General features: G+C 60.0%; 24 protein-coding genes and 1 tRNA gene. 15 read left to right on the top strand and 10 right to left on the bottom strand.

Features of this window, described 5'->3' with window-relative positions; translation table 11 throughout:
• Nucleotides 1–20: 20 nt before the first annotated feature.
• The 8 genes from mfd to ADA16_RS05160 all read left to right on the top strand — a co-directional run bounded on the left by mfd (nucleotide 21) and on the right by ADA16_RS05160 (nucleotide 9406).
• Entirely contained in the window at nucleotides 21–3647 is a 3627-nt protein-coding gene (gene mfd / locus ADA16_RS05195; protein WP_048733951.1) for a transcription-repair coupling factor, read from the top strand.
• 7 nt (nucleotides 3648–3654) lie between these two features.
• The gene (locus ADA16_RS05190; RefSeq protein ID WP_048759780.1) at nucleotides 3655–4710 is read left to right on the top strand and encodes a MazG nucleotide pyrophosphohydrolase domain-containing protein; all 1056 of its coding nucleotides are present in this window, start codon (nucleotides 3655–3657) and stop codon (nucleotides 4708–4710) included.
• 70 nt (nucleotides 4711–4780) lie between these two features.
• Nucleotides 4781–5641, top strand: a complete 861-nt coding sequence (locus ADA16_RS05185) for a lytic transglycosylase domain-containing protein (protein ID WP_048759777.1) — start codon at nucleotides 4781–4783, stop codon at nucleotides 5639–5641.
• An 85-nt stretch (nucleotides 5642–5726) separates the two neighbouring features.
• A complete protein-coding gene (eno, locus tag ADA16_RS05180) occupies nucleotides 5727–7001 on the top strand; it encodes a phosphopyruvate hydratase (RefSeq protein WP_048759776.1) in 1275 nt (424 codons plus the stop codon).
• 114 nt (nucleotides 7002–7115) lie between these two features.
• A complete protein-coding gene (locus tag ADA16_RS05175; RefSeq protein ID WP_048759774.1) occupies nucleotides 7116–7652 on the top strand; it encodes an FtsB family cell division protein in 537 nt (178 codons plus the stop codon).
• A 138-nt stretch (nucleotides 7653–7790) separates the two neighbouring features.
• A complete protein-coding gene (locus ADA16_RS05170; protein ID WP_048759771.1) occupies nucleotides 7791–8327 on the top strand; it encodes a DUF501 domain-containing protein in 537 nt (178 codons plus the stop codon).
• On the top strand, nucleotides 8328–9317 hold the full coding sequence (locus ADA16_RS05165) for a Ppx/GppA phosphatase family protein (protein WP_048759770.1): 990 nt from the start codon (nucleotides 8328–8330) through the stop codon (nucleotides 9315–9317).
• 12 nt (nucleotides 9318–9329) lie between these two features.
• Nucleotides 9330–9406 (top strand) — tRNA-Leu (locus tag ADA16_RS05160).
• A gap of 106 nt (nucleotides 9407–9512) precedes the next feature.
• Here ADA16_RS05160 and ADA16_RS05155 read toward each other — a convergent pair.
• Both ADA16_RS05155 and ADA16_RS05150 read right to left on the bottom strand, forming a co-directional pair.
• Nucleotides 9513–11096, bottom strand: a complete 1584-nt coding sequence (locus ADA16_RS05155; RefSeq protein WP_048759768.1) for a succinic semialdehyde dehydrogenase — start codon at nucleotides 11094–11096, stop codon at nucleotides 9513–9515.
• Between the two features lie 71 nt (nucleotides 11097–11167).
• The gene (locus ADA16_RS05150) at nucleotides 11168–11500 is read right to left on the bottom strand and encodes a hypothetical protein (RefSeq protein WP_048759765.1); all 333 of its coding nucleotides are present in this window, start codon (nucleotides 11498–11500) and stop codon (nucleotides 11168–11170) included.
• Between the two features lie 237 nt (nucleotides 11501–11737).
• On the opposite strand from ADA16_RS05150, the gene ADA16_RS05145 reads away from it, so the two are divergent.
• Nucleotides 11738–12565, top strand: coding sequence for a Bax inhibitor-1/YccA family protein (locus ADA16_RS05145; RefSeq protein ID WP_048759764.1), 828 nt, complete (start codon nucleotides 11738–11740; stop codon nucleotides 12563–12565).
• Between the two features lie 284 nt (nucleotides 12566–12849).
• Here the strand turns inward: ADA16_RS05145 and greA are convergent, their stop codons facing one another.
• Both greA and ADA16_RS05135 read right to left on the bottom strand, forming a co-directional pair.
• A complete protein-coding gene (gene greA / locus ADA16_RS05140) occupies nucleotides 12850–13362 on the bottom strand; it encodes a transcription elongation factor GreA (RefSeq protein WP_048759762.1) in 513 nt (170 codons plus the stop codon).
• A gap of 174 nt (nucleotides 13363–13536) precedes the next feature.
• On the bottom strand, nucleotides 13537–14004 hold the full coding sequence (locus ADA16_RS05135) for a DUF4307 domain-containing protein (RefSeq protein WP_048759761.1): 468 nt from the start codon (nucleotides 14002–14004) through the stop codon (nucleotides 13537–13539).
• Between the two features lie 260 nt (nucleotides 14005–14264).
• On the opposite strand from ADA16_RS05135, the gene mca reads away from it, so the two are divergent.
• From mca to ADA16_RS05115, 4 genes are all read left to right on the top strand, one after another.
• Nucleotides 14265–15119: a mycothiol conjugate amidase Mca gene (gene mca / locus ADA16_RS05130; protein WP_048759969.1), complete on the top strand. Its 855-nt coding sequence runs from the start codon at nucleotides 14265–14267 to the stop codon at nucleotides 15117–15119.
• 27 nt (nucleotides 15120–15146) lie between these two features.
• Nucleotides 15147–15431, top strand: a complete 285-nt coding sequence (locus tag ADA16_RS05125; RefSeq protein WP_048733974.1) for a hypothetical protein — start codon at nucleotides 15147–15149, stop codon at nucleotides 15429–15431.
• Nucleotides 15432–15750: 319 nt separating this feature from the next.
• Entirely contained in the window at nucleotides 15751–16842 is a 1092-nt protein-coding gene (locus tag ADA16_RS05120; protein WP_048759759.1) for a 3-deoxy-7-phosphoheptulonate synthase, read from the top strand.
• 38 nt (nucleotides 16843–16880) lie between these two features.
• Nucleotides 16881–17666 carry an isoprenyl transferase gene (locus ADA16_RS05115; RefSeq protein ID WP_048759758.1) on the top strand — a complete coding sequence of 262 codons (786 nt, stop codon included), beginning with the start codon at nucleotides 16881–16883 and terminating at the stop codon, nucleotides 17664–17666.
• A 30-nt stretch (nucleotides 17667–17696) separates the two neighbouring features.
• On the opposite strand, the gene coaA is transcribed toward ADA16_RS05115, so the two are convergent.
• Nucleotides 17697–18632, bottom strand: coding sequence for a type I pantothenate kinase (gene coaA, locus ADA16_RS05110; protein ID WP_048759755.1), 936 nt, complete (start codon nucleotides 18630–18632; stop codon nucleotides 17697–17699).
• 150 nt (nucleotides 18633–18782) lie between these two features.
• Between coaA and glyA the strand changes: the two genes are divergently transcribed.
• The gene (gene glyA, locus ADA16_RS05105) at nucleotides 18783–20084 is read left to right on the top strand and encodes a serine hydroxymethyltransferase (RefSeq protein WP_048759752.1); all 1302 of its coding nucleotides are present in this window, start codon (nucleotides 18783–18785) and stop codon (nucleotides 20082–20084) included.
• Between the two features lie 71 nt (nucleotides 20085–20155).
• Here glyA and ADA16_RS05100 read toward each other — a convergent pair whose 3' ends face one another.
• Nucleotides 20156–21220 carry an HNH endonuclease signature motif containing protein gene (locus ADA16_RS05100; RefSeq protein ID WP_239659346.1) on the bottom strand — a complete coding sequence of 355 codons (1065 nt, stop codon included), beginning with the start codon at nucleotides 21218–21220 and terminating at the stop codon, nucleotides 20156–20158.
• A gap of 356 nt (nucleotides 21221–21576) precedes the next feature.
• Complete coding sequence (locus ADA16_RS05095; RefSeq protein ID WP_048759748.1) at nucleotides 21577–22116, bottom strand: GNAT family N-acetyltransferase; 540 nt, start codon at nucleotides 22114–22116, stop codon at nucleotides 21577–21579.
• 80 nt (nucleotides 22117–22196) lie between these two features.
• On the opposite strand from ADA16_RS05095, the gene ADA16_RS05090 reads away from it, so the two are divergent.
• Nucleotides 22197–22955 (top strand): enoyl-CoA hydratase-related protein, encoded by a 759-nt coding sequence (locus tag ADA16_RS05090; RefSeq protein WP_048759746.1) that lies wholly within the window; start codon nucleotides 22197–22199, stop codon nucleotides 22953–22955.
• Nucleotides 22956–22999: 44 nt separating this feature from the next.
• Here the strand turns inward: ADA16_RS05090 and metS are convergent, their stop codons facing one another.
• The 3 genes from metS to ADA16_RS05075 all read right to left on the bottom strand — a co-directional run bounded on the left by metS (nucleotide 23000) and on the right by ADA16_RS05075 (nucleotide 26287).
• Nucleotides 23000–23167 carry a methionine/alanine import NSS transporter subunit MetS gene (gene metS, locus ADA16_RS05085; RefSeq protein ID WP_048759742.1) on the bottom strand — a complete coding sequence of 56 codons (168 nt, stop codon included), beginning with the start codon at nucleotides 23165–23167 and terminating at the stop codon, nucleotides 23000–23002.
• Between the two features lie 6 nt (nucleotides 23168–23173).
• Nucleotides 23174–24784, bottom strand: a complete 1611-nt coding sequence (locus ADA16_RS05080) for a sodium-dependent transporter (protein WP_048759740.1) — start codon at nucleotides 24782–24784, stop codon at nucleotides 23174–23176.
• Between the two features lie 330 nt (nucleotides 24785–25114).
• On the bottom strand, nucleotides 25115–26287 hold the full coding sequence (locus tag ADA16_RS05075; RefSeq protein ID WP_048759734.1) for an acyl-CoA dehydrogenase family protein: 1173 nt from the start codon (nucleotides 26285–26287) through the stop codon (nucleotides 25115–25117).
• Between the last annotated feature and the right edge of the window lie 508 nt (nucleotides 26288–26795).

Raw genomic sequence — 26795 nt, 5'->3', positions numbered from 1 at the left:
TGCATGGTTATATTGGGGCTATGCCAACTTCTGCGTCTTCCTCGGCGAAAGCCACACCCAGCATTCTGCCGAACCCGCTGTCGGGGCTGGAAAGTCTCGTTGTCACGGATCCTCAATTTGTCGGCGTGCTCGGGCGTATCGGTGAAGACTCGCTGGCGCTCACGGGTGCGGACGCGGTGCGTTCGCACCTTATTTACGCCATGTCCACGAAGGTGCCGGTGCTGGTAGTCACGGCGACTGGTCGTGAGGCGGAGGATCTGACTGCCGAGGTCAAGTCCATGATTGGCAACCGAGTGGCCATGTTCCCCTCGTGGGAGACGCTCCCGCACGAGAAGCTTTCGCCGGCAGTGGATACCGTGGCGCAGCGTCGTAAAGCGCTTTACGACGTTCGTCGGGGCAAGGTCGACGTGCTGATTGCGGCGGTGCGCTCGTTGGTGCAGCCGATTGTGGATGACCTCGATGCTGAAACCAGCGCGCCCATCCACATCCAGCTGGACCAGGACTGCGAGGACCTGGTTGAACGGTTGGTGCATCACGGCTATTCGCATGTGGATATGGTCGGCAGGCGTGGTCAGTTCGCCGTGCGCGGTGGCATCGTCGATGTTTTTCCGGCGACCGAAGAGCTGCCGGTGCGTATTGAGCTCTGGGGTGACGAGGTCACCGACCTGCGTGCCTTTTCTGTTGCTGACCAGCGAACGATTTCCGAGGTAGAGGTCGACCAGCTGGATATCTTCCCGTGTCGTGCACTGCTTATCGACGATGACGTGAAAGCCGCCGCGGAGAAGCTCGCCACCACGCGCTCTGGGCAGGTCCAAGAAATGCTCACCCGCATCGGCGATGGCCAGTGGGTGGAGGGCATGGAGTCGCTGATTCCACTGATCAGTCAGCATCCGATGAAGATGCTCACCGAGGTCATGCCGGAGAAAACGCATGTGCTCATGTGTGGTCCGGAGCGCATTCGCTCCCGTGCGCAGGATTTGATCAGTGCAGGCGAGGAGTTTATGGCCGCAGCTTGGGAAACGGCTGCGATGGGTGGCTCGGCGCCGATTGCCACCGATGGCCTGGAGCCCAGTGCGTACCGCAGCTTGGCATCCATTCCTATGCCCACCTCGTGGCATATTTCGCCGCCCGGCATGTTGGAGGCGGGAGTCACCGAAGATGATGTGCTGCCGCTGACCTTTGAGCCCGGGCCCGCGCCGCGGGGCGACCTGAAGGAAATCGGTCACCTGATGAAGCAGCTGCGCGATGCCACAGTCGCGGGGGAGCGAGTGGCGTACGTGGCGGCGACGCCCGCGGGGGCACGTCGGCAAGCGGAAAAGTTCAGGGAAGCCGGAATTGCGACGCGCATGGCGGCAGGCCCCGAGTATCCGGAACCTGGGCGGATTACCGTCTACCAGGGCGTTTTGCACGGCGGCCTGGTGTTCCCGCGTATTCCTGGTGGCGCGCTGACGCTGATTACAGAGCAGGACATCACCGGCAACCGCATCGCGGAGGGCGCACTTGGTGGGCGCCGCAAACCGGCGAAACGCCGTGGTCGTGTGGACCCACTGGCTCTGAAGGCCGGTGACTACGTCGTGCATGACACTCATGGCATTGGTCGGTTTGTGAAGCTCACTGAGCGCACCATTGGTACGGGCGAGGATCAGGCGCGCCGCGAGTATGTGGTGCTCGAGTACGCGCCGAGCAAGCGCGGAGGTCCTTCCGACCAGCTCTACGTGCCGATGGAGAGCCTGGATTTGCTGTCGCGCTATGTCGGCGGCGAAAAGCCCGCGCTGTCGAAGATGGGCGGCTCGGACTGGAAGTCCACCAAGCGCAAGGCCCGCGGTGCCGTCCGCGAGATTGCCGAAGAGCTGGTCAAACTCTACGCCGAGCGCCAAGCCGCGCCGGGCCACGCGTTCGCTCCGGATACGCCGTGGCAGCAGGAGATGGAGGACAACTTCCCCTTCACCGAGACCGAAGATCAGCTGCAGGCCATCGACGAGATTAAGTCCGACATGGAAAAGCCGGTGCCGATGGATCGTGTGCTCATCGGCGATGTCGGCTACGGCAAGACCGAGGTGGCACTGCGTGCTGCCTTCAAGGCAGTTCAAGATGGCCGCCAGGTGGCGGTGTTGGTGCCGACCACCCTTCTGGCGCAGCAGCACTTGACTACTTTCACTCAGCGTATGGAGGGCTTCCCGGTCACCATCCGTGGCCTATCCCGCTTCACCTCGCCGAAGGATTCCAAGGAGGTCCTCGAGGGGTTGAAGAACGGGACGGTCGATATTGTTATCGGCACGCATCGCCTCCTGCAGACCGGCGTGCAGTGGAAGGAACTCGGCCTGGTCATCGTTGACGAGGAGCAGCGTTTCGGCGTCGAGCACAAGGAGCACATCAAGGCGCTACGCCACCACGTCGACGTGCTCACCATGTCTGCAACGCCGATTCCGCGCACGCTCGAAATGTCGATTGCCGGCATCCGCGAGATGAGCCAAATTCTCACTCCGCCGCAGGACCGTCATCCGGTGCTGACATACGTCGGTGCGCAGTCCGACAAGCAGGTCGCCGCTGCTATCAGGCGCGAGCTGCTTCGCGACGGCCAGGTGTTCTACCTGCACAATAAGGTGGAAACCATTGACAAGGTTGCCCAGAATATTCGTAATTTGGTACCAGAGGCTCGCGTGGTGGTGGCCCATGGCCAGATGGGGGAAGAGCAGCTGGAGCGCACGGTCGATGGCTTCTGGCAGCGCGAGTACGACGTTTTGGTGTGTACCACCATCGTGGAGACCGGACTGGATATTGCCAACGCCAATACGTTGATTGTGGAAAACGCCCACCATATGGGTCTTTCCCAGCTGCACCAGCTGCGTGGTCGCGTGGGCCGTTCCCGGGAACGTGCCTATGCCTACTTCCTCTACCCGGAGAATCAGACACTGACGGAGACTTCCTACGACCGTCTGTCCACCATTGCGCAGAACAATGATTTGGGTGCCGGCATGGCTGTGGCCATGAAGGACCTGGAAATGCGCGGTGCCGGAAATATTCTCGGTGCGGAGCAGTCCGGTCACATTGCCGGTGTTGGCTTTGACATGTACGTCCGGCTAGTCGGCGAGGCCGTGGCTGCGCTGAAGGCAGTGGCCGATGGTGAGACTCCGGATGCTTCCGATAACGAACCGAAGGAAGTTCGGATTGACTTGCCGGTTGATGCGAATATTCCGGCTGACTATGTTTCGTCGGAACGACTGCGTCTGGAGGCGTACCGCAAATTTGCTGCCGCCAGTGCGCTGGATGATATCGACGTAGTGCTCGAAGAGCTCGTTGACCGCTATGGAACCCCACCCATTGAGGTGGAGAGACTGGCAGTTATTTCACGACTTCGAATTATTTGCCGGGAATTCGGCGTGCATGAAGTTCAAGCTATGGGGGCGCACATTAGAATAACCCCTATGGAGCTTGCTGACTCCAAGCAGGTGCGTCTCAAGCGCCTGTATCCACAAGCGACCTATCGTGCGGCAACGCGCACGGTTTCCGTCGGAATGCCGAAGGAAGGGCGAGGATTGCGGGCAAAACCTGTCCGCGATATTGCATTGGTGCAGTGGGTAGCAGACTTCTTGACATCGATGGCGGGAATTCCTCGTATGGACATCTCGCACATGGGAAAGGACTAGAAACCGTATGACTATCATCAAGCTCGATAGCCGCTTTCCAACTGCAATTCCGCTGGAAGCCGCTAACCTGCTGACCGGTGAAGTCAGCTACACCGAAGAAGTCCCCATCCGTGTGCGCTGGGCAATCGCAGACGCCGGTGGGCACTCGGTGTCCCAGGCGGAGATTCTGGTCACCACCGATATGGAAAATGACGAGGTGCTCGATCGCCTCGATGTGGGCGAGAAGGTCTACTCGGTCGAGCTGGATGATGCGCCGGACCCGGCAGCCCCGGCAGCCCCGGCAGCCCCGGTTGCGGCGGCTCCCGTGCAGGAGTCGGCACCAGAACCAGAACCGGAATCTGTGGCGGAACCGGCCCAGGCTCAAGAGACTGGGCAAGAACCGCTGACTCCGCAGGAACAACTTGCCGCAGCTCGCCTGCCCCATGTCGTCGAGGCCGTGGACATCATGGCGGCCGCACGTCGCACGGGGCAGTGGGAAGCTCGCCAAACGCACAAGAGCTTGCTGCCGTATCTCATTGAAGAGACCTACGAGTTTGTCGATGCCGTCAACGAGGGCGGTGACATTCGTAGCGAGCTGTCAGATCTGCTGCTGCAGGTCCTCTTCCACGCCGAAATCGCCGAGGACTTCGACTTCGACGATGTGGCGACCGACTTTATTTTGAAGATGCGTGCCCGTCAGCCGTACCTCTTCGACGGCACTGTGGCCGAGGGAGAGATGGTCTCGGAGGAAGAGCAGGAGCGACTGTGGACTTACGGCCGCGGACGTCCGCGCTCGAACCCGGCCACACAGCTGCCAGCGCTGACACTGGCTGAGGAAGCCATCCGCCGTGCCCGTGCGCTCGGCCTTTCCGATGCCGATATTCCGGTGGAGATTCTGGTTCCGACCCCAGGACTGGAGACCGATTCCGGTGCGGAAGAGCGGACTCGACAGGCTTCACGCGCATTCCTGGCTGAGCTGGCCCAGATGGAGAATCAGCAGGCTAGCCATGCCGAGCAGTGGGCAGTGGACAGCGAAGATAACGAAGAGGCTGAGGGCTCCTGGCCGTCGGAAAGCGACAGCTAGTTTCCAATAAAAGCGATTTCTATCCTCTAATTTGAGTGATTTTACGGCTCACCCCGTAGAGTAATTCTCCATGCCTTCTAATTCTCCCTTTGATGAATACGCGCACCCCGCACCTCGCGGGGCAAAGTCGCGTGGCCGCAGTAAGGGGAAGAAGAAGTCCTCGCGGGGCTGTGGCTGTCTAGGACTTACCTCCCTGGCAGTGCTGATTATCATTGGCACGGTTGGGGCGTTGGCGATGTTCACTGGGCCTGTTATCCCGACGTTGACCAAGAAACCGATTCCGGATAATGTGCCGCCTGCTGCGGCTGGACCACCGCCAATGATTGATGTCAACGCTCCCGGGCGTACCTCTGAGCAGCTGCGACAGTGGGCCCAGCAAATTTCCCCGAAGACGGGGATTTCTGAGGATGCTCTCCGCGCCTACGGCAACGCATATGTGATTGCGACCGAACAGTTCCCGGACTGCCACCTGGAGTGGAACACGCTCGCGGGGCTTGGGAAGGTGGAGACGCATCACGGAACTTACTCGGGCAATTGGCTCAAGCCGGCGCATATCGGTGCCGATGGGGTAGTGCGTCCGACGATTATCGGTCCAGCGCTGGACGGCACAAGCGGGTTTGCCGAGGTTCTCGATACTGACAACGGCGAACTCGACGGTGACACAGAGTACGACCGTGCTGTGGGGCCGATGCAGTTTATTCCCGAGACGTGGCATCGCTTTGCGATGGATGCCTCGGGTGATGGCATCGCCGACCCCCACAACATCGACGACGCGACCGCGACTACCGCACGGATGCTCTGCAGTGAGGAACGTGACCTTGCCACCCCGGAAGGGTGGGCATCTGCAGTTCGCTCATATAACCAATCTGAGCAGTATCTTCGCGATGTTCGGGATGCTGCGGCGAACTATGCACTGAATCAGCCCGCATAGGGTGAAAGAGATTTAAGGCGAAGGTTGGCAAACCGTGCCACAATTGAAGGCATGTGCCGGAAGGGTTCCGGCGGAAAGGTGACCTATGGCTGCAATCATCGAGTTGAACGCACGCGAAATTCTGGACTCCCGTGGTAACCCGACCGTTGAGGTTGAGGTGCTGTTAGAAGACGGCGCTGTGGGCCGTGCTGCGGTTCCGTCCGGTGCCTCCACCGGTGTGCATGAGGCTCACGAGCTCCGCGATGGTGAGGACCGTTACCTGGGCAAGGGTGTCCAGAAGGCCGTCCGCGCTGTGCTCGAGGAAATTGAGGACGCAATTATTGGCCTCGAGGCTGAGGATCAGCGCCTCGTGGACAAGACCATGATTGAGCTGGACGGTACTGATAACAAGTCCCGTCTGGGTGCCAACGCCATTCTCGGCGTGTCCATGGCCGTTGCTAAGGCTGCCGCTGAGTCCGCTGGCCTCGACCTGTTCCGCTACGTCGGTGGCCCGAACGGCCACATTCTGCCGGTTCCGATGATGAACATCCTCAACGGTGGTGCACATGCGGACTCCGGCGTTGACGTCCAGGAGTTCATGATTGCTCCGATTGGTGCCCCGACCTTCAAGGAGGCACTGCGTGTCGGCGCTGAGGTCTACCACGCACTGAAGAAGGTCATCAAGGACAAGGGTCTGTCCACTGGTCTCGGCGATGAGGGCGGCTTCGCTCCGTCGGTTGACTCCACCAAGGCTGCACTGGACCTGATTGTTGAGGCAATTGAGGCCGCTGGCTACAAGCTGGGTGATGATGTCGCTCTGGCTCTCGACGTCGCTTCTTCTGAGTTCTTCAAGGACGGCAAGTACCACTTTGAAGGTGGCGAGCACACCGCTGAAGAGATGGCCGCTGTCTACGCTGACCTGGTTGAGAACTACGCCATCGTCTCCATCGAGGATCCACTGCAGGAAGATGACTGGGAGGGCTACACTACCCTGACCGCTCAGATTGGTGACAAGGTCCAGATCGTCGGCGACGACTTCTTCGTCACCAACCCGAAGCGCCTGGCTGAGGGCATTGAGAAGAAGGCCGCTAACGCTCTGCTGGTCAAGGTCAACCAGATTGGTTCCCTGTCTGAGACCTTCGAGGCCGTCGCAATGGCCCACAATGCTGGTTACAAGACCATGATGTCGCACCGCTCCGGTGAGACTGAGGACACCACCATCGCTGACCTGGCTGTCGGCCTCAACTGCGGCCAGATCAAGACCGGTGCTCCGGCTCGCTCCGAGCGTGTTGCTAAGTACAACCAGCTGCTGCGCATCGAGGAGTACCTCGGCGACGCCGCAGTCTACGCTGGCCGTAGCGCTTTTCCGCGTTTTAAGTAAATAGCTGATGCGCTGCAAAAAGCGGCGTACAGCACTGCCCGCCCGCGCCACGCACGTGGTTGTGGGCGGGTTTTTCGTTATTTCATTGGCTGACGGTCGGGTAGAGTGTGGGGCATGAGTGCATCGGACCGATCTCGTCGCGGAACACAGTCGCGCCTTGCAGGGGCGGGGCAGCGTTCGGCATCGGCAATCGCATCGGGTATGCGCTCGCTGAGCACGGCACAAAAAATCGGTATTGGTCTGCTGGTACTTTTCTTGGTGTCTGTTCTCGCAATTCCGCTGCGGACTTTTGCACAGCAGCAGGCGGATGTGGCTGAAACGCGGGACAATATTGCTCGCATGGAGCAGCGAATTGAGCAGTTAGAGGACGAAAAGGAGCTCTACTCCAACCCCGCCTATATCAAGGAGCAAGCACGTCTGCGCCTGGGGTTGGTAGAGCCGGGGGAGACCCCATTCCGCATCCTCGATCCGGCAGTGGGCGAGCAGCCTGTGATGCAGCCGGAGGAAATTCCGCAGCACCAGGCCAAGAAGTGGTACAAGACCCTGTGGGACTCCATTTCCATCCCGCCCGAGCCCGAGGAGACTCGCCCCAATCCGGGACGCGATCAGGCAACGAGGCCAGAGAGCTTGCCGACGGTACCGGAGTCCTAGAACTCCGTAGGGCCAACTGGGGCCTCTCGGTGAGGTTTTATGCGCGGCAGGGTGTGCTGTCGTAAAGCGAAACAACGCGCCTGTAAGGCGACTGTGAGATTATGTGTCAGTAAAACGGAAGCAAAAGGAGTGTGACCGATGTCTGTGGATACCGCAGATTTGGAAGTGATAGCGGAGCAGCTCGGACGTGAACCGCGGGGAGTAGTGGACGTCTCTTACCGCAGCCCCGATGGCACTCCCGGTGTGGTTAAGACGAAGCCGCGCCTGGACGATGGCACTCCGTTTCCCACGCTCTTTTACCTGACTGATCCGCGTCTGACAGCGGAGGCCTCCCGGCTGGAGACGACCGGCGTGATGAAGGAAATGACTGCGCGTCTGGAAAGCGACGAAGAGCTTGCCGCTGATTACCAGCGTGCACACGAGGCGTTTTTGGCGGAGCGCAACGAGATGGAAGACCTGGGCACGGACTTCTCCGGTGGCGGCATGCCGACGCGCGTGAAGTGCCTTCATGTCCTCATTGCCTACGCGTTGGCAAAGGGGCCGGACCACTTCCGACTGGGTACGGAGTCGGTGGCGTTAGCGGCGGAGAATGAGAAGCTGCGCGGCACCGCGATTCCCGCGGACTGGCCAACGATTTCCGAGCTCGGTATTGCGTATCCGGGGGTGGAGGGGTAAATGACAACGCTCGCTGCCGTCGACTGCGGCACTAACTCGCTTCGACTGCTTATTAGCAGGGTCGAGGTCGTCGATGGGATTCTGGAGATTACAGAATTGCACCGATTGATGGAAATTGTCCGCCTTGGGCAAGGCGTGGATGCCACGGGCATGCTGGCCCCGGAGGCACTGGAGCGTGTGCGGGAGGCTCTGACGAAGTACGCGGAGCTCATGCAGGTCGAAAAGGTGCAGGCAGTTCGCATGGTGGCGACATCGGCGACGCGCGATGCAAGTAACTGCGACGATTTCTTCGCCATGACCCGCGAAATTCTGGCTCCGTGGGGTGCGGAGGCCGAGGTTATCTCTGGCGATGAAGAGGCCGCGCTGTCCTTCCGTGGTGCAGTCGATGACCTGGAACCAGAGCTCGGTCCTTATTGCGTCATCGACGTGGGTGGCGGCTCTACCGAGGTCATTGTTGGCGATCACGACGGCACGGTGGCCGGTTCCGATTCCGTGGCCATGGGAAGTGTGCGCCTGACCGAGCGTTTCCTTAAGACCTCGCCACCGACGGCGGAGCAGGTCCAGGAGGCGCGCTCGTATGTTGCGGAACTAGCTGACGAGGTTGTTGCGCAGGTGCCTGTAGAAAAGGCTCGCACCATAGTCGGCTGCGCCGGGACTTTCACCACGCTGTCCGCGCTGGCACAGGGGTTGGAAACCTATGATCCGGAGGCAATCCACCTGTCACAGCTGCGCTTTACTGCGTTGCGTGCCCTGACAGCATCCGTCATTGAAACCGACGCAGAATCGCTCGCGGCCAACCCGGTCATGCACCCGAAGCGCGCCGATGTCTTCGCCGGTGGTTCAATCATTGTCGACGGCCTGATGGACATGTTTGAAGCGCTGCCGCGTTCCGAAGCAGCGAAGGAAGAGCAGCGCTTTTTCTACATCAGCGAGAAGGATATCCTCGACGGAATTGTGGCGAGTTTGGTAGACATCCATATCGCCCATTAATCTCTTCTAGGGGCCCCTATAGCCCAATTGGCAGAGGCAGAGGACTTAAAATCCTTTCAGTGTGGGTTCGAGTCCCACTGGGGGCACCAAAAGGCCAGGTCAGAGAGTTTTCTGACCTGGCCTTTTCTTACCTGGACTTCAAACCGTCCGAAAAATGTCCGAATAATAATCGGGTATGTGCGCGCTCCACGCGTATTACGGCAGGACGTTGAACTTCTTGCCGAGGATAAGTGCCGTGTTGAACACCTTCGAGTACAGCTCGCGGGACATGTGCGGCATTGACACTGGGGAAAGGCGCTGCACAGTCACCGTCTGCTCGTCGGTGTACTTTAGCAAGCCGCCCGCTGCTTGACGACGGCCCACACCCGAATCCTTGAAACCGCCCATCGGGGCATCGACAGACGCGAAGGCCGCAGCAAAACCATCGTTGACATTGACGGTGCCGGCTTCCAGCTGTGGTGCCAGCTCCTTTGCACGACGCGGGGAGGTCCACAGCGAAGCGTTGAGGCCGTAGCGGGAATCGTTGGCCTTGGCGATCGCCTCATGGACGTCCGAGACGCGCTGGAGGACTACTACCGGGCCGAATACCTCTTCGGTCAGCAGGGCGACGCCCTCCGGGACGTCGGTAAGCACGGTTGGCTCGTAGAACAGCGGCCCCAAGTCCGGGCGGGGACGACCGCCGGCCAGCACGGTGGCACCGGCCTCGATAGCATCGTCGACCATCGACTTGACGATGTCGAACTGGCCCTGCGACTGCAGGCAGCCCATTTCGGTTTCCCACTCGTAGCCAGCGCCGATGGACATGGCCTTAACACGGTCGGTGAATGCCGGGACGAACTCGTCCCAGACGGAGTCCACGACATAGATTCGCTCGATGGACACGCACAGGTGACCGGAGTTGGTGAAGCAGCCGATGCGCGCACCTTCGACCGCGCGGTTGATGTTGGCATCCTCAGCGACAATCAGTGGGTTCTTGCCGCCGAGCTCCGCGGAGAAACTGATCAGTCGCTCACCGCACTGCTGGGCCAGAGAGCGGCCGGTCTCGGAAGAGCCGGTGAACATCAGGAAGTCACACTGACCGACAATGCCTTGGCCGACCACGCGGCCCGGACCTGGAATGACCTGGAAGAGATCCTCCGGAAGGCCCGCTCGGTAGAGCAGATCGACGGCGAAGAGAGCGGTAAACGGCGTCGTGCTGTCCGGCTTGAGCACGATGGCGTTACCGGCCATCAGCGCAGCCAGCGCGTCGGAAACCGCGAGAGTCAGCGGGTAGTTCCACGGCGCAATAACACCGACGACACCCTTGGGGTGGTGATAGACGGTGGTTTTGGACAGCACCGGTACTGCGCCGTGTGCTCGCTTCGGTTCCAGCAGCTTCGGCCCCTGGTTGCCGTAGTAACGAGCCGTGATGGCGGTGTGCACGAGCTCCTCATGGGCGCTAGCGCGGTTCTTTCCGGTCTCAGCCTGTAGTAAATCCAGCAGCTGGTCGCTGTGGGTAAACAGCAAATCGTGGAAGTGGTGCAGCACTTCGCCGCGCTTTTCCGGCGCCATACGAGCCCACTTCTTCTGGGCCGCGCGGGCACGCTTGAAGGCCTCGTCGACATCGGCCTGCGTACCGACGGGGATCTGCGCCAGCTCCTGGCCGGTAAACGGCGCCGAGATGGTGGAGGTTTTCGACTTATCAGCTACCGTGACGCGCTGGAGTAGGCGGGCAACGAGCTCGTCGTTAAGCGGATTGCGGATGGTAGTTCGGTTTGTCGTGGCAGTAGATGCTGTCATGGCACAGATACTACTGTTGCGAGGCACCCCGAGATAGAAAATTTGGCAAAACTACTAAAACTTAGAAAAGTTTAGTAGGTAGTCCAGCCCATCCGGCGGTTGCGATCCGGTTCGCGCGGGCCATCATTGCCGAACTCGAACGGTTCGTGACCATCGACATCGCCGTAGCGCATTTCCGGGTCATCATTCAGATCATCGTCGACATCGATGTCCGGCTTTTCCTCGGCCAACCGCTTGCCGAGGGTGTCATGCGGAGAAGCGCCCCGCCAGCGGTCCGGCGGATCCATCACATAATTTTCGCCATCACCGGTGAGGAAGTCGCCATCGAGTCCCTCCGAGCCATCGAGCGTGGTCTCGTCAAAATCACCAGTGGTATCCGGATCGTAGTCAAGGCCATCAGACATCTTGACCAGCCTCCTGTTCGTAATCACTCAAGTGGTGCCCACGCCTGGCGACTGTGAGTTTTTCCGTGATTACAAGATCACCGCCAGCAGGCGAGGAATTATCTTGATACTAACTGTTTTTCAGGGTTGGGAACAATACCTAGACACCGTCCGTTGTAGACAATGTAGGCAAACGTACGCGCGTGTGCCTGAGTTCAAAACGTGTAAGAAAAACTGAGAAAAAGAAAGAAGGACGACGTGCGCGAAAGCAGCAATCCTGCCTTCAGTTCACTTACTAAGACCGTCGCCCGCGGACAGGCGGGCGCACAACACTACGGCCAAGGTCAGATGGGCGCTGACTACGGGGATAACCCGTACCAGTCGCAGGTTGCCGCCGACTACCGTCCGATGACGGTCGACGATGTCGTTTCCAAGACCGGCATCACGCTGGCAACCATCATCGTTTTGGCTGCAGTCAACTTCTTCATTGCCGTTAGCGTCTCCACCAGCCTGGCCATGATTCTGACCATCGTCGGTGCCATCGGTGGACTGATTACTGTTTTGGTTTCCACCTTCGGTAAGAAGTACGGCTCCGCGCCGGTCACGCTGACCTACGCCGCTTTTGAAGGCCTCTTCGTCGGTGGCATCAGCTTCATGTTCACCGCACCTATCCAGGGCGTTGCCGCTGGTGCGCTGATTATGCAGGCGGTGCTGGCCACCCTGGGTGTCTTCATCGGTATGCTCTTCGTCTACAAGTCCGGTGCTATCCGCGTGACCCCGAAGTTCACTCGCTTCATGAGCGCAGCTCTGATTGGTGTCCTGGTCCTCATGCTGGGCAACCTGCTGCTGTCCCTGTTCGGTCTGGGCTTCCCGCTGCGTGACGGCGGCATGCTGTCGATCATCTTCTCGCTGGTCTGCATCGGCCTGGCGGCCTTCAGCTTCCTGATTGACTTTGATCAGGCTGACCGCCTGGTCCGCGCAGGTGCTCCGGCCCAGTACGCCTGGGGCGTTGCCCTCGGCCTGGCCGTGACCCTGGTCTGGCTCTACACCGAGATTCTGCGTCTGCTGTCCTACTTCAGGGACTAAGCGCTAGAAAACTAACTAACGCACAAGCGCCGGTTAGCCCGTTATTGCGGGTTGGCCGGCGCTTGTGCTTTGCTGTGCTCTGTCTTGGGGCTCAGCAGTCAACATTTTGACCGATCGGGCTGTGCAGTGTGACGTCGTAAAGCGCGATATTGAAGCAGGAGAGGGCACAAAAAATGGACCGATAGGCCATATGGGCTTCTATCGGTCCGAGAATCGGGCGCTGTGGCCCGAGATTGCTGCCTGGGTTGAGGCGGCGTGACGCCGGGAATAACTAACCTAAGCGTTTAGGCGTCCATCTCCGGGTTGTACGGCTCAGCCTTGACCACGGTGACGGACACTTCGTCGCCGCTCGGGGAAGTGTAAGTGCGGGTCTCGCCCTCCTTGGCGCCGACCAGAGCCTTACCCAACGGGGAATCGGTGGAGTAAGTCTCCAGGTTCGGGTTGGAGGAGTCAGCGCCACGGGTACCGATGAGGAAGGTTTCGGCGTCGTCCTCGTCGCCGTCGTAGTAGACGTGGACCACGGTGCCGACCAGAGCCACACCGGACTCCTGCGGAATCTCGCCGACAGTGGCGCGCTGGAGCAGGTCTTCGAGGTAGCGGATGCGTGCCTCTTCCTGTCCCTGCTGCTCACGAGCGGCGTCGTAGCCTGCATTTTCCTTCAAGTCGCCCTCTTCGCGGCGCTCGTTAATCTCGGCGGCGATGACCGGGCGGTTCTCATATAGCGCCTCAAGCTCGGCCTTGAGCTTGTCGTAGGACTCCTGGGTGAGCCAAGGGCTATTGTTCTGTGCCTCAGTCATGGTTCCTCCTGTGTTTTTGGCTTAATTAATAAAAAGCGGCCCCGCGTGGGGCCGTCGGCTGCGTCACAGGATAGCACTGTCACACCTCATGGCAATAACAGGCATGGCGGAGTGTTGTCGCACACGCTTTACGACGTGCCGCTGACGCGCTTCATCCTAGGTAGCGAAAGGGGGTTACTTCGCAGGTGCGAGGAACTCCGGAATGTCGGTGGAGCAGCCGTAGACGTCGCCTGCGACGGCCAGCTCGCGGGTGGCAATAGGAACATCCATGCGCACGGTAGCGGGGCCGCCGCCCGGGACAAATACATCGCGACGGCCGACCTCGGCTAGGTCATAGTTCAGCGCGTAGATGATGCAGTAGCTGTCCAGTTCCGGCTTTTCGCGGGTGACATCCAGTGTGAAGATGAACTGCTCATCTTCCTTGCCCGGAGTGCGGCTCCAGCCCGCCTGTGTTGCGGAGACATCCGGGGCGGAGACGCGGTTCATCTGAACGAAGATGTATGCGCCGGTGATGACGAGCATGCCAACAATAGCGATGACAACCAATTTTGCGGGGAGAGTGCGACTGTTGTCCCCATAGCGCTCGCGCTTTTGTTTAGGCGCCGCGGTATTTCGGGTGTTTCGCTCCGAACTTTCAGCCATGCTTTTTAGCCTATCGGAGTTCCTGGCCGACGTGGTAAAATGTTGACAGTTAAACAATAGTTCTGGTGCGGTGCGGTGTTGTGCTGCTATGTTGTTTCGCTGTGTAGCGATGCCGTGTGGGGCTGTGATGTCGCAGCGTTATAGTGGGGCAGTACTAAACGGCGCTATTGCAGTGTCGTCGCGGTCGAAGGGCACCGACCTTCGCCAGAAAACACGGACCGAGACAGTAGGGGGAGTGGCTTCAATTGGCACTTCGTCTGATGGCAATTCACGCTCATCCTGATGACGAATCGAGCAAGGGCGCTGCAACGATGGCCCGCTATGCGGCAGAAGGGCATCGCGTCAAAGTGGTGACCTGCACCGGCGGTGAGGCTGGCAGCATTCTCAACCCGGCCATGGATCGACCGGAGGTGCGCGAGAATATCGCCGCGGTGCGCGTGCATGAAATGGCTGCAGCCGCTGAGGCTCTCGGCGTTGAGCATGAGTGGCTGGGCTTTACTGACTCCGGTCTGCCGGCAGGCAACCCGGTGCCGGTGCTGTCGCACGGTGTGTTTGCTCGTCAATCGGTCGAGGATGCGACCAAGCCTCTCATCCGAGCTATCCGTGAGTTCCGTCCGCACGTCGTCATTACGTACGACGAAAACGGTGGCTACCCGCACCCGGACCACATCATGACCCACATCGTGTCCATGCGCGCATGGTTGGAGTCCGGTATGGATAAGTATCCCGAACTCGGTGAGCCGTGGGAGATTTCCAAGCTCTACTACACCCACGGGTTTATCAAGGCGCGCCTCATCGCGCTGGACAACTACTACCGCGACAACGGTCTGGAAAGCCCCCTGGCAGAGTCCTTCCGCCGCTGGACTAGGACTCCCGGTGACATCATGACCCGCGTGACCACACAGGTTGAGTGCGGTGACTACTTCCCGCAGCGCGACCAGGCGCTGCTGGCGCACGCCACTCAGATTGATCCGAACGGGCCATTTTTCGCCGTGCCCGCGGACATTCAGCAGCGCGTTTGGCCCACCGAGGAGTTCGAACTCGCCCGCACTCGCGTGCAGACCGAGCTGCCAGAGACCGATCTCTTCGCCGGTATCGACCCCGACGCGGAATAGTCCGGAATTAACGCTAAGCTGGAACTCATGATTGAAAGCTTCGATGCCTTGGCGGCTCGCACGACAATTTTCCTGGCGCAGAACCCCACTGGTCCGCGGGGTGCTGACTTCGGTAAGGCCTCTCCTATTGGCCTGCTCATCATTGTCGTTTTGCTCATCGTCATCCTGGCTCTCGGCTGGGACCTCTCGCGGCGCGCGAAGCGCATGGCCGCTCGCCGGAAGTTCGCCGAGGCGCACGGCATGGATCCCTTCGATTCCGAGGCCGTGGATAAGGCGATGGCTGCAGCGGAGCAGCGTCGTGAAGCGGAGTAGTTAACGCCAAGGCGTGCGTCCGTCGCTTGACGACGGGCGATACGTGCGTGCCCCTGATTGCGTCCCACGGGATGGGATTCGGAGTTCGAATTGCGGGATTACGGGCGGTGCGCTACAGTCAAGCACATGCGTATGTGGCGATTTTATTTTTCGAAGGCTCCGGAGGCAGTGACGACCTAGTCACAGCCGGCGGCTAATCGTCACGTCGCCACCAACCGGAGCCAAAGGCAGCAGCCCCCAACCAATTAGGGGCGCTGCCTTTTGTCGTATCTACAGCCAATTACATGCGTAACTAATCCCCCAGAGAAAAGAGACCCCCGTGACCCCTCCCACTTCCCTCGAAGCCCCCGCCTCGACCGCGAATCGCCGCGTCGTAGCCTTCCACGACCTTCCCTCCCCGGAAGAGGTCATGGCCAAACAGCCACTGACCCCGAACTTGGTTAACGAGGTAGAGCAGTCGCGACTCGACATCGCCCGCGTCATCGCCCGCGAAGACGACCGACTGCTGGTTGTTGTCGGCCCGTGCTCCATCCACGATCCCGAGGCCGCCATCGACTACGCCCGCCGCCTGAAGGCCACCGCCGACGAGCTCGACGAGGATTTGCTGGTTGTTATGCGTGTCTACTTCGAAAAGCCGCGCACCACCGTCGGCTGGAAGGGACTTATCAACGACCCCGACCTGGATAGCTCCTACAAGATCAACAAGGGCCTGCACATGGCCCGCGAGGTGTTAATCGAGGTCCTGCGCACCGGCCTGCCCGCCGGCGCCGAATTCCTCGAGCCCAACAGCCCGCAGTACATCGCCGACGCCGTCTCCTGGGGCGCGATTGGTGCGCGCACCACGGAGTCGCAGGTCCACCGCCAGCTCGCTTCCGGACTTTCCATGCCCATCGGCTTCAAAAACGGCACCGACGGCAACGTCCAGGTCGCCGTGGACTCGCTGGTCTCTGCAGCAAACCCGCACTTCTTCTTCGGCATGAACGACCAGGGCCGCGCCGCCGTTGTCGAAACCGCCGGCAACCACAATTGCCACCTCATTCTCCGCGGCGGCACCTCCGGCCCGAACTGGGATGCGGAATCGCTTGACGACGCCGAAGCCCGCCTGAACAAGACCGAGCAGAACGTCAGCATCATGGTGGATGCCTCCCACGCCAATTCCGGAAAATCCGAGGTGCGCCAGGCCGAGGTTGTTGAGGAGCTGGGCAAGCTCATCGGGGGCGGCGACGAGCGCATCACCGGCATCATGATGGAGTCCTTCCTCGAAGCCGGCGCGCAGAAGATTACCGATGGCCGCGAGGGACTCGTCTACGGCAAGTCCGTCACCGATGCCTGTATGGATTGGAAAACCACCGACCGGCTGCTGCGTACGCTTGCGGCAGAAGTCCGGAAGCGTCGGCAGGCACGCGACTAAGCGCAAAGTGGCCATGCCCATTGGGTAGGGTTACATATGTGAAAGAAAATCAGCCGTCCTCACTCCGGCGGATTGCATATCCGCTCTACGAGCGCAAACTAGCCCAAGAGCTAGAAGGAAAACCTCGCCCCAAGCACGTTGCCATCATGGCCGATGGCAACCGTCGCTGGGCGAGGGAGGCTGGATTCACCGACGTCAGCCACGGCCACCGCGTCGGCTCCCGCAAAATCGCAGAATTCGTCGGCTGGTGCGCCGAGCAGGAAATCGAGCTGGTCACCATCTACCTGCTCTCCACCGAAAACCTCGGGCGCGACCCCGAAGAGCTGGAGTTACTGTTCGACATCATCGCCGACGTCGTCGACGAATTGGCGCAATCGCCTAACGACATGCGCCTGCGCATGGTCGGCCACCTCGAGCTACTTCCGGAAAAAATGACCGTCCGGCTGCGCCACGACGAAAAAGTCACCGCGAACAATACCGGTATCCAGGTCAACATCGCCGTTGGCTACGGTGGCCGGCAGGAAATCGTCGACGCGGTGCGCAAAATCATTCGTGAATCAGTCGCCGAAGGCGTTGACGCTTCCGAACTTGAGGAACGCATCACCACAGATGCCATTTCCCGCCGGCTCTACACATCCGGACAACCGGACCCCGATTTAGTCATCCGCACTTCCGGAGAACAGCGGCTCAGCGGCTTCCTCCTATGGCAAACCGCCTACTCCGAGATTTGGTTCACCGACACTTACTGGCCTGAGTTCCGCCGCATTGACTTCCTCCGCGCACTTCGAGACTTTTCGCAGCGCTCGCGCCGATTCGGCAAATGATTCCCCACATCCGGAAAAATTTTCCGGATGTTAGAGTTTGCGCATTCGGACCCGGGAGACCTTGTGGTCCCGGGACTTCGTCAGAACCAACGACGCCCGCACCCGGGTGGGCAAAATATTTTCCGTCAGGTTCGGCAAATTCACCTGCTGCCAAATACGTCGGGCCACCTCGGCCGCAGCTTCGTCGTCAAGCGTGGCGTAATCCGCGAAGTGCGCGCCCGGAGCGCGAAACGCCGTCTGGCGGAGACTGAGGAAACGATTAATGTACCAGCGTTCGATGTCCGCGCGCGGGGCGTCGACGTAGACGCTGAAATCGAAAAGATCCGAAATCATCAGCGTCGGGCCCGTCTGCAAGACATTGAGCCCCTCGAGAATGAGAATGTCCGGACGGTCGACATCGACGAACTCACCCGGCACCCGGTCATAGAGCGTGTGCGAATACACCGGTGCCTTGACATGCCGCGCTCCCGACTTCACCGCCGTAACAAACCGCATCAACGCACGCTGATCATAAGACTCCGGATACCCCTTACGCTGCATGATGCCACGACGATTCAATTCCTCAGAAGGGTAGAGGAAACCATCAGTGGTGACCAAGTCCACCCGCGGATTGGTCTCCCACCGCTCGAGCAGCACCTGCAGCAGACGCGCCGTTGTCGACTTGCCGACCGCGACCGAACCCGCGACCCCGATAATAAACGGTACCGATGCCCCCTTCGAAGGATTTTCCCCAAGGAAGTTCGATGTCGCAGCGTTCAACTCCCGATGTGCCGCCACGCGCATATGAATCAACCGGGAAAGCGGAAGATAGACCTCGGCGACTTCGTCCAGGTCGATGTTTTCACCGATACCGGAAAGTCGTTCAGCTTCCTCTTCCGTCAGCACCAGAGGCATATTCTTGCGCATTTCGCGCCACTGCTCGCGTTTGAACTCGACGTACGGGCTGGGAGATGTTGCGCGCGTCATACTTCCAATTGTGCCAAGGGGGTGCCGAAAACCGGAAAACGGGTCAATAAAGGGGGCATGCTTGATTGGTGCTGCTTTCGTGGTTTGCCCCATAAAGGGCTAGCATGGCCTGTGGCATTGAAGTTTTATTGAAAGGTCGAAAACCTACTCATGACCGGGTCTAACAATAACGATGTCCGCTACCAATCGCTGCGTGAACTCGATCCCGACCTCGCAGAGGCAATGGCAGGGGAACTCTCTCGTCAGCGTGACATGCTGGAAATGATTGCTAGTGAGAACTTTGTTCCGCGCGCAGTGCTGCAGGCTCAGGGCTCGGTTCTGACCAACAAGTACGCCGAAGGCTACCCGGGTCGTCGTTACTACGGTGGCTGCGAATATGTCGACGTCGTCGAGGACATGGCTCGCGACCGCGCCAAGGAGCTCTTCGGCGCTGAGTTCGCCAACGTGCAGCCCCATGCAGGTGCACAGGCCAACGCCGCTGTTCTGCACGCGCTGATTAACGCCGGCGACAAGATTATGGGCCTTGACCTGGCACACGGCGGTCACCTGACCCACGGCATGAAGCTGAACTTCTCCGGCAAGCTCTACCACGTCGCCGCATACGGTGTGGACAAGGACACCATGCAGATTGACATGGACAAGGTGCGTGAGCAGGCGCTCGCAGAAAAGCCGGATGTTCTCATCGCAGGTTGGTCGGCGTACCCGCGCCACCTCGACTTCGAAGCTTTCCGTTCCATCGCCGATGAGGTCGGCGCGAAGCTGTGGACGGACATGGCGCACTTCGCCGGTTTGGTTGCCGCTGGCCTGCACCCGTCGCCGGTTCCGCATTCTGACGTCGTATCCACCACCGTTCACAAGACCCTCGGTGGGCCGCGTTCGGGCATGATTCTGGCGAAGCAGGAGTACGCCAAGAAGCTGAACTCCGCTGTTTTCCCGGGACAGCAGGGTGGTCCGCTGATGCACGCCATCGCTGGTAAGGCCGTGGCTCTGAAGATTGCTGGTACTGCGGAGTTCAAGGAGCGCCAGGAGCGGACTCTCGCCGGTGCTCGTATTCTGGCTGAGCGTCTCACCGCTTCCGACTGCGCCGAGGCCGGCGTCGATGTCCTCACTGGTGGCACCGATGTCCACCTGGTACTGGCGGATCTGCGCAATTCCGAGATGAATGGCCAGGAGGCCGAGGACTTGCTCCACGCTGTTGGTATCACCGTCAACCGCAACGCTGTTCCGTTTGACCCGCGTCCTCCGATGGTTACATCCGGACTTCGTATCGGTACTCCGGCGCTGGCCACCCGTGGTCTCGACGAGAAGGCTTTCACCGAAGTCGCCGATGTCATCGGTACCGCTCTGGCCGCCGGCAAGAATGCGGATGTTGATTCCCTGCGCGCTCGTGTTTCGAAGGTCGCTCAGGAATTCCCGCTTTACGACGGCATCGAGGACTGGAACCTCATCTAACTCTGCATTTTTGCAGCGTGAGTACCCGTTCTAGCAGTGCGCTAGGACGGGTTTTCCCATACATCCGGGTTTTAGTCCGGAGGTGGTGGCTCTGGCCCAAGCTGTTTCGTCGTGCCCGCTCGATACCCCGCGTACGACCTCCCGGACATTGATGTCACAAACGAGTTACTAAACAGCGGCGGTCGAGTTTTGTCCGGTGGGCGCCACCGAATATGTCCGGATGTGGGGATGCGTTCGAGGTAGCCGTTGCGCCCTTCACGGTCGTCGTCGTTAAGCCCGTTGTGTTCCCGGCAGACCATGGTGAGGTTGTCCAGCGTGGTTGGACCCCCGTGTTTGTGCGCGACTAGGTGGTGCGCTTGTCCGCTATAGGCGGGGCGCTCGCATCCCGGCCAGGCGCAGATGGGGTTGTCGATGAGCATCGCAATGCGCTGCTCTTCGGTCGCCAGGCGGGGGTTGCCGATGGGAAATAAGTCCGTAATGGCGCTGTGTTCGTCGTAAAGCACGGCCCACCCGGTGTCGGCGAGGAGCGTGTTGAGGAAGACGTCGGGCGCGAGTGCGGAACCGTTGGTGGTGGCGGCGAATCGCGGGCTGTAGTCGATGAGATCTTGTGCGGTGATGATGATGGCGGGTTGGTAGCGCATTTCATCGAGCTTGTCGACGGGCGTTGCGGCGTCGGCGTGCTCGAGGCGCTCGGCAAGCGCTTGGCCGACGCAGCGATCGTGGGAAAACTCCGGACGTAACTTCCGGATTTCTGCGGCGCGGATGGTGAGCGGCGACAGGAGATTGTCGAGCATGTCCGAGGGGCCGGAGATGTGGAAGTGCTTCATTCCCCGGATGTCTACCTTCCGGGAAAATCGGGCGCGCAGGTGCTGGGGTGGCTCGTCCTCGGTGTTGAGCTCGGTGAGAGTTTCCCGCATGTAGAGGTCGAGTTCTTCGAAGCCGAGGCGCTCGGCGGCAGCGACGAAGGTGAGGCGGAGGTTGTCGTGGAGTTCTGCGTTGTTGGCTTGGCGGCTGCGTTTGTCGATAAGCACGCAGGTGTCCAAGCTGAGTTCGAGCCGACGGGCAAGGGCGGTGGCGTCTTCGCGAGCTTTGGTGTTGTCCTCGGTATCGGCGGGTTGGAGGTAATGGGCGGCCACGCGCAACAAAAGCCGGAGGCGCGCCGGGTCGAGACCGAGGGTTGCCGCCAGGTGGGAGGTGGCTTCACGGCCGTCGGGACGCGCGGCGTGGAGTTCCGCCAGCGTGTCCATTCCGCGCGAGGCCAGTGCGGCGAGCGTCCCAAGAACTGTCATGCCTTCGAAGGTAAAAGTCCGGATGTAGGGGGACAACGGCCCGCGGGGCTGGCTGTGGATAACTCCGCTGGTTTAGCAGTTATCCACAGCCGGACTTTTCGCGCTGCCCCGCGCAAAAGCAGCACCGAGCAAAAGCATCGCTACGCAACCATGCGACCGCACTGCCGCACCGCCAAACAACCGCCTCGCCGCACGGCCGCCTGTTACGCCCCGAACTCGGCGAGTGGCTGCCCGGTGAGGCGGAAGGTGTCCCATTCGTCCATCGGGAAGGCGCCGAGCGAGCGGTAGAAGTCGATGGAGGGCTGATTCCACTTCAGGACGCACCATTCGACACGCGAGTAGCCGCGTTCCACGGCAATTCGCGCCAGGTTTTGCAACAGTGCTTTGCCCTTGCCGGTGCCGCGCGCTTCGGGGCGGACGTAGAGGTCCTCCAGGTAGATGCCGTGCGTTCCTTCCCAGGTGGAGTAGTTGAGGAACCACAGCGCAACGCCGTCGAGGCGCGGGCCAGCGCCACCGCCACCAACACCGCCACCGGTGCCGTTATCGTCGCAATCGTCCAAATTTCCGGATGTGGAGTCGACGACGTGGCAGAAAATCGCGGGGTTGTCCCCGAAGAGTTGTTCGCGGAGGCGCTCCGGGGTCAGGCGGACGGCGTCGGGTTCTTTTTCGTAGGCCGCCAGGTCTTTGATGAGGTCGACGATCTCGTGGACGTCGTCAGGCGTGGCGGGGCGTGGAAGTGTCATGTGTTCCTTGTTACTTGTGGCGGGTGATTTGGGGCAAAAGTGCGTCCGAGTTGGGGGAGATTGCGATAGTCTGCGGGGTTATGAGCAACGTTACTCAAGAATTTTCCGACGGCATTCTAGCCATCACCATCGACCGCCCGGATGCATACAATTCCCTGGATAAGAATCTCCGGTTGGAGCTGAAAGCCGCTTTTGAGCGTGCGCAAGAGCCGGATGTGCGCGCTGTTATCCTGCTCGGCGGGCCGAAGGCGTTTTGCACGGGCCAGGATTTGAAGGAGCACATCTCTGACCTGCAATCGGGCGCTGGCATGGGCAAGGTTGTCGATGAGTACAATCCGATGATCGCGGAGCTGACCGCGATCAACGTGCCGGTGATTGCCGCTATCGAGGGGGCTGCCGCGGGTGCCGGTTGGTCGCTGGCGCTGCACTGCGACTTCCGCATCGCTGGCCCGAAGGCATCGTTCAAGGCGGCGTTCCCGTCGATTGGGCTGGCCACGGACTGTGGCATGTCGGCGCTGCTGCCGCGCATGGTTAGCGACGCGAAGGCGCGTGAGCTGTTGTTCTTCGATAAAAAGGTGCTTGCCGACGAGGCCCTGAGCCTCGGCCTGGTTACTGAAGTGGTAGACGATCCAGCGGCTCGGGCACGTGAGCTGGCAGCCCAGTTTGCCGCGGGCCCGACGGCCGCGCTGAAGGAGATCAAGACTCTGCTGCGCCGGGACACTCTGGCCGCTGCGGCGGCGGAGGCGGATGCGCAGGCGCGCCTGGCGGTCTCGGCCGACCATAAGGAAGCGGTGGCCGCTTTCTTGGAGAAGCGACCACCGCGTTTTGTAGGTGAATAAGTCACATACCTGGAGCAGCGAGAGGAAAGGGCAGTAGTGAATAACTACTGCTCTTCCTGTGCTCCTAGTACTTCACTGGTGAGTCCTGGGTGATCGCCCAGCTCACCGGAAACCTCATCTGGGTGCTTGGACAGGCTGATCAGCGCGACCGCCAGTCCGCCCCAGATGACGATGATGAACAGTGCCATCATGACAATTGCGATACCGGACATTGTGGCTTAAACCTCCTGATTTTCCGGAGTGTGCTTGCGTGGCAGGTGTGAGGTCCGCTTGAAGTCCGGAGTCACACCGAAGTCTGAGCCCGGAGGGCCATCGAGGCGGTGCTGACCGCGCCATGGCAGGATGGCCATAATCAGGGCGCCGATGAGAATCACGCCGATGACACCCCAACCGAAGACATCGATCTGCGCATCGGAGTAGCCACCGTAGTTTTCCTGGAACAGGCCGATGAGCTCCTGGAACAGGATGACGGCGAGAATGACCGGAGTGATGTTGCCGACGAAGATTTGCCACATGGTGCCGACCTTGAACGAGGACACGGCATTGAGGTGCATGGCGAACTCGTTGGTGCGGCGCAGGATCCAGTCGGTCGCGATGATGGTCAGCAGCGCAACCAGGACGATACCGACGTTGTTGGTGAACTTATCGACGATGTCAAGGGTTGCCAGACCCGAAGTGGTCGGGAAAGCGAGCAGCGAGATGACGGCCATGGAGCCACCGACCGTGAGGGTGGCTTGTACGCGGCCGAGGTTCAGCTTGTCCTTGACCGCGGAGACGACGACCTCCAGCAGCGACATCAGGGAGGTCACACCGGCGATAGCCAGGGAGAGGAAGAACAGCAGGCCGAAGACGGAACCGATGCCGAAGGGCATCTCGGAAATGACCGTCGGGAAGGCGATAAAGGCAAGGCCGATACCGGAGGTTGCGACCTCGTCGACAGCCTGGCCCGACTGCGTTGCCATGAAGCCCAGGGTGGCGAAGACACCGATACCGGCGAGAACCTCGAAGGAGGAGTTCGCGAACGCGGTAACCAGACCGGAGCCGGTGAGGTTAGTGCGTGGCTTCAGGTAGGACGCGTAAGTCAGCATAATGCCGAAGGCCACCGACAAGGAGAAGAAAATTTGGCCGTAGGCGGCGATCCACACGCTGGAGTCAGAGAGTGCAGACCAGTCCGGGGTGAAGAATGCGTCCAGACCCTTTGCAGCGCCATCCAGGGTCAGGGAGTAGATGACCACTGCGACGAAGAGAACGGTTAGCAGCGGGATGAAGATGACGGAGACCTTACCGATGCCCTTGTCCACGCCAGCGGCCAGAATGCCGATGACGAGAACCCAGACAATCAGCAGGACGATGGAGATTGATGGGACGAAGTCCAGCGAGAAGACACTTTCGGTGTCGGCTTGGAGGAAGTCGTTCATGAAGTGGGCCTCGGCATCCGCGCCCCAGCTCCTTTTGATGGACTTCCAGGCGTAGATGAAGGACCACGCGATAATAACGGCGTAGTAGACGGTAATGAAGAAGGCGATACCGACCTGAATCCAGCCAATTGGCTCTGCCCAGGACTTAATGCGGCGCATCGACTTCGGTGCGGAACCGCGGAAGCGGTGGCCGATGGCGAAGTCGAGGAATAGCAGTGGAATACCTGCGGTCAGAAGTGCGACCAGGTACGGGATAAGGAAAGCGCCGCCACCGGAGTCGTATGCGACATAGGGGAAACGCCAGATGTTTCCGAGCCCGACTGCCGAGCCGATGGCGGCGAAAATGAAGGCTGCTCGGGTGGAAAACACCTCCCTTCGCTGAGGGGTAGCGGTCGAGTTGGTTGTGCTCATTGCCTCTGGAACTCCGATCCTTCATCTCCGGTCACGCATCAGCGTGGCCTCGGGCGAAATTGGTGAAGTGCATCACCATTACCTAACAAAATCTTAGTATATGAGATGGGTATCCCATTGTATAGTTTCGGTTTTGCAGGGGGTAATGGTTTTGGTTAGGGCTGGAGCACAGGGGCGCAGGGGAGGGGAGCTCCAATCAAACGTCGAAAAATAGTCACCGACCCTATGAGCTGCCTCAGTCACAAGCACGCAAGCCACAAGCATGCAAAACCCCCGCCAGGAAAACCTGACGGGGGTTTGGTCGAATCAGTTAAGCCGACGCGCTCTGCTTTACTCTGCGCCGCCCTTGGCGATACGACGGAAGATGATCTCCTTCATGATCTCGTTGGTGCCACCGTAGATGGTCTGGACCTTGGAGTCGAGGTAGTGAGTGGAGATCGGGTACTCGAGCATGAAGCCGTAGCCGCCGAACATCTGCAGGCAGCGGGTAACGATGTCCTGCTGCTCCTCGGTGGTCCAGTACTTGGCCATGGAAGCGCCGGTCTCGTCCAGCTGGCCAGCGTTGTGAGCCATAACAGCCTGGTCAACGAAAGCCTGCAGGGCAGTGACGCGGGTAGCGATGTCAGCCAGGTAGTGGCCGTGAACCTGGTGCTGGATGATCGGGCGACCGAATGCCTCGCGCTCCTGAGCGTACTTGTAAGCGAGGGTCCAGGCGCGGCGGGAAGTTGCCACAGAGCCGCAAGCCAGGGTCAGACGCTCGTGAGCGAGGTTGGTGCGCAGGTAGCCGAAGGCTGCGCCCTCTTCACCGAGCAGGTTCTCAGCCGGAACGCGGACGTTGTCGAAGTTGAGCTCAGCGGTGTCCTGAGCCTTCAGGCCGACCTTCTGCAGCGGGCCAGCCTTGGTGAAGCCCTCGAGGTCGGCGTCGACGATGAACATGGAGACACCGGCGCGGCCCTTGGACGGGTCGGTGATAGCTGCAACGAGAGCGAAGTCAGCCATCATGCCGTTGGAGATGAAGATCTTGGTGCCGTTGAGGACGTAGTGGTCGCCGTCCTTCTTAGCGAAGGTGCGCATACCAGCCAGGTCGGAACCTGCGCCCGGCTCGGTCATGGCGAGGCAGCCGATGGTGTCGCCGGCGTTCATGGAAGCCAGGTACTTCTGCTTCTGCTCTTCGTTACCGAACTTAGCCAGGTACGGAGCGACCAGGTCGTTGAGAACGCCGAAGGAAACGACGATGGAGCCACAGTCAGCGTTGGAGAGCTCTTCGTTCAGGACCTGGTTGTAGCGGAAGTCCATCTCTCCACCGCCGCCGTATGCCTCTGGGGTGGACATACCGATCAGGCCCAGCTCGCCGGCCTTCTTGAAGACCTCGCGGTCCGGCTGACCTTCCTTGTGCCAGCGCTCTACGTTCGGGGTGATTTCCTTCTCGACGAAGCCGCGAACCATGTCGCGGAACATGTTGTGCTCTTCTTCGAAGTGAGTGCGGGGCAGAAAGTCCTTCATGACATGCTCCTAGAAATGTTGATCGTGGAAATTTTGTCTTAAGGCCTTTTCATACGTCGTAGATAAACGCGCGTGGCCTCGGTTCATCGTCATAGTGACTATGACTGTTGTACCCCATTATGCACGAGTGTGATGAGAGACACTGATTTTTTTAAAAGTTTTCTCCGATACGTGGCGTGAAATCGCTTGACGACGGTCATTGCGCCCCGGCCGCTGCGCAAAAATTTACCCCCGTTGTGGTTGGGGATTGCTATCACGCCGGGCCCGCTACCAACAATAGACAGGGTTAGGTAATGCTAACCTACCAACCCAGGTAAAAGGCTATTTTTATCTTTGCGGGCAGTTGGATTATCGGGTCTTTTTGATGGCGTGACCGAGCGTGCGAAGTTCTGCCGTGGGGGTGATTAACGAAACATTCTCGTTTTCTTATTCCCATCTGTGCTGGTGGTCGATACTATGGGCTTCAGGTGGAAAGCGGTTTTCTTGATTATCCGAGCTCCTTCCACTG

This window comes from Corynebacterium vitaeruminis (assembly GCF_001054325.1).
In the GTDB taxonomy this organism is placed as follows: Bacteria; Actinomycetota; Actinomycetes; order Mycobacteriales; family Mycobacteriaceae; genus Corynebacterium; species Corynebacterium vitaeruminis_A.
Note: the sequence above shows the minus strand (reverse complement) of the source record. Positions and strands in the feature narration are given on the sequence as shown.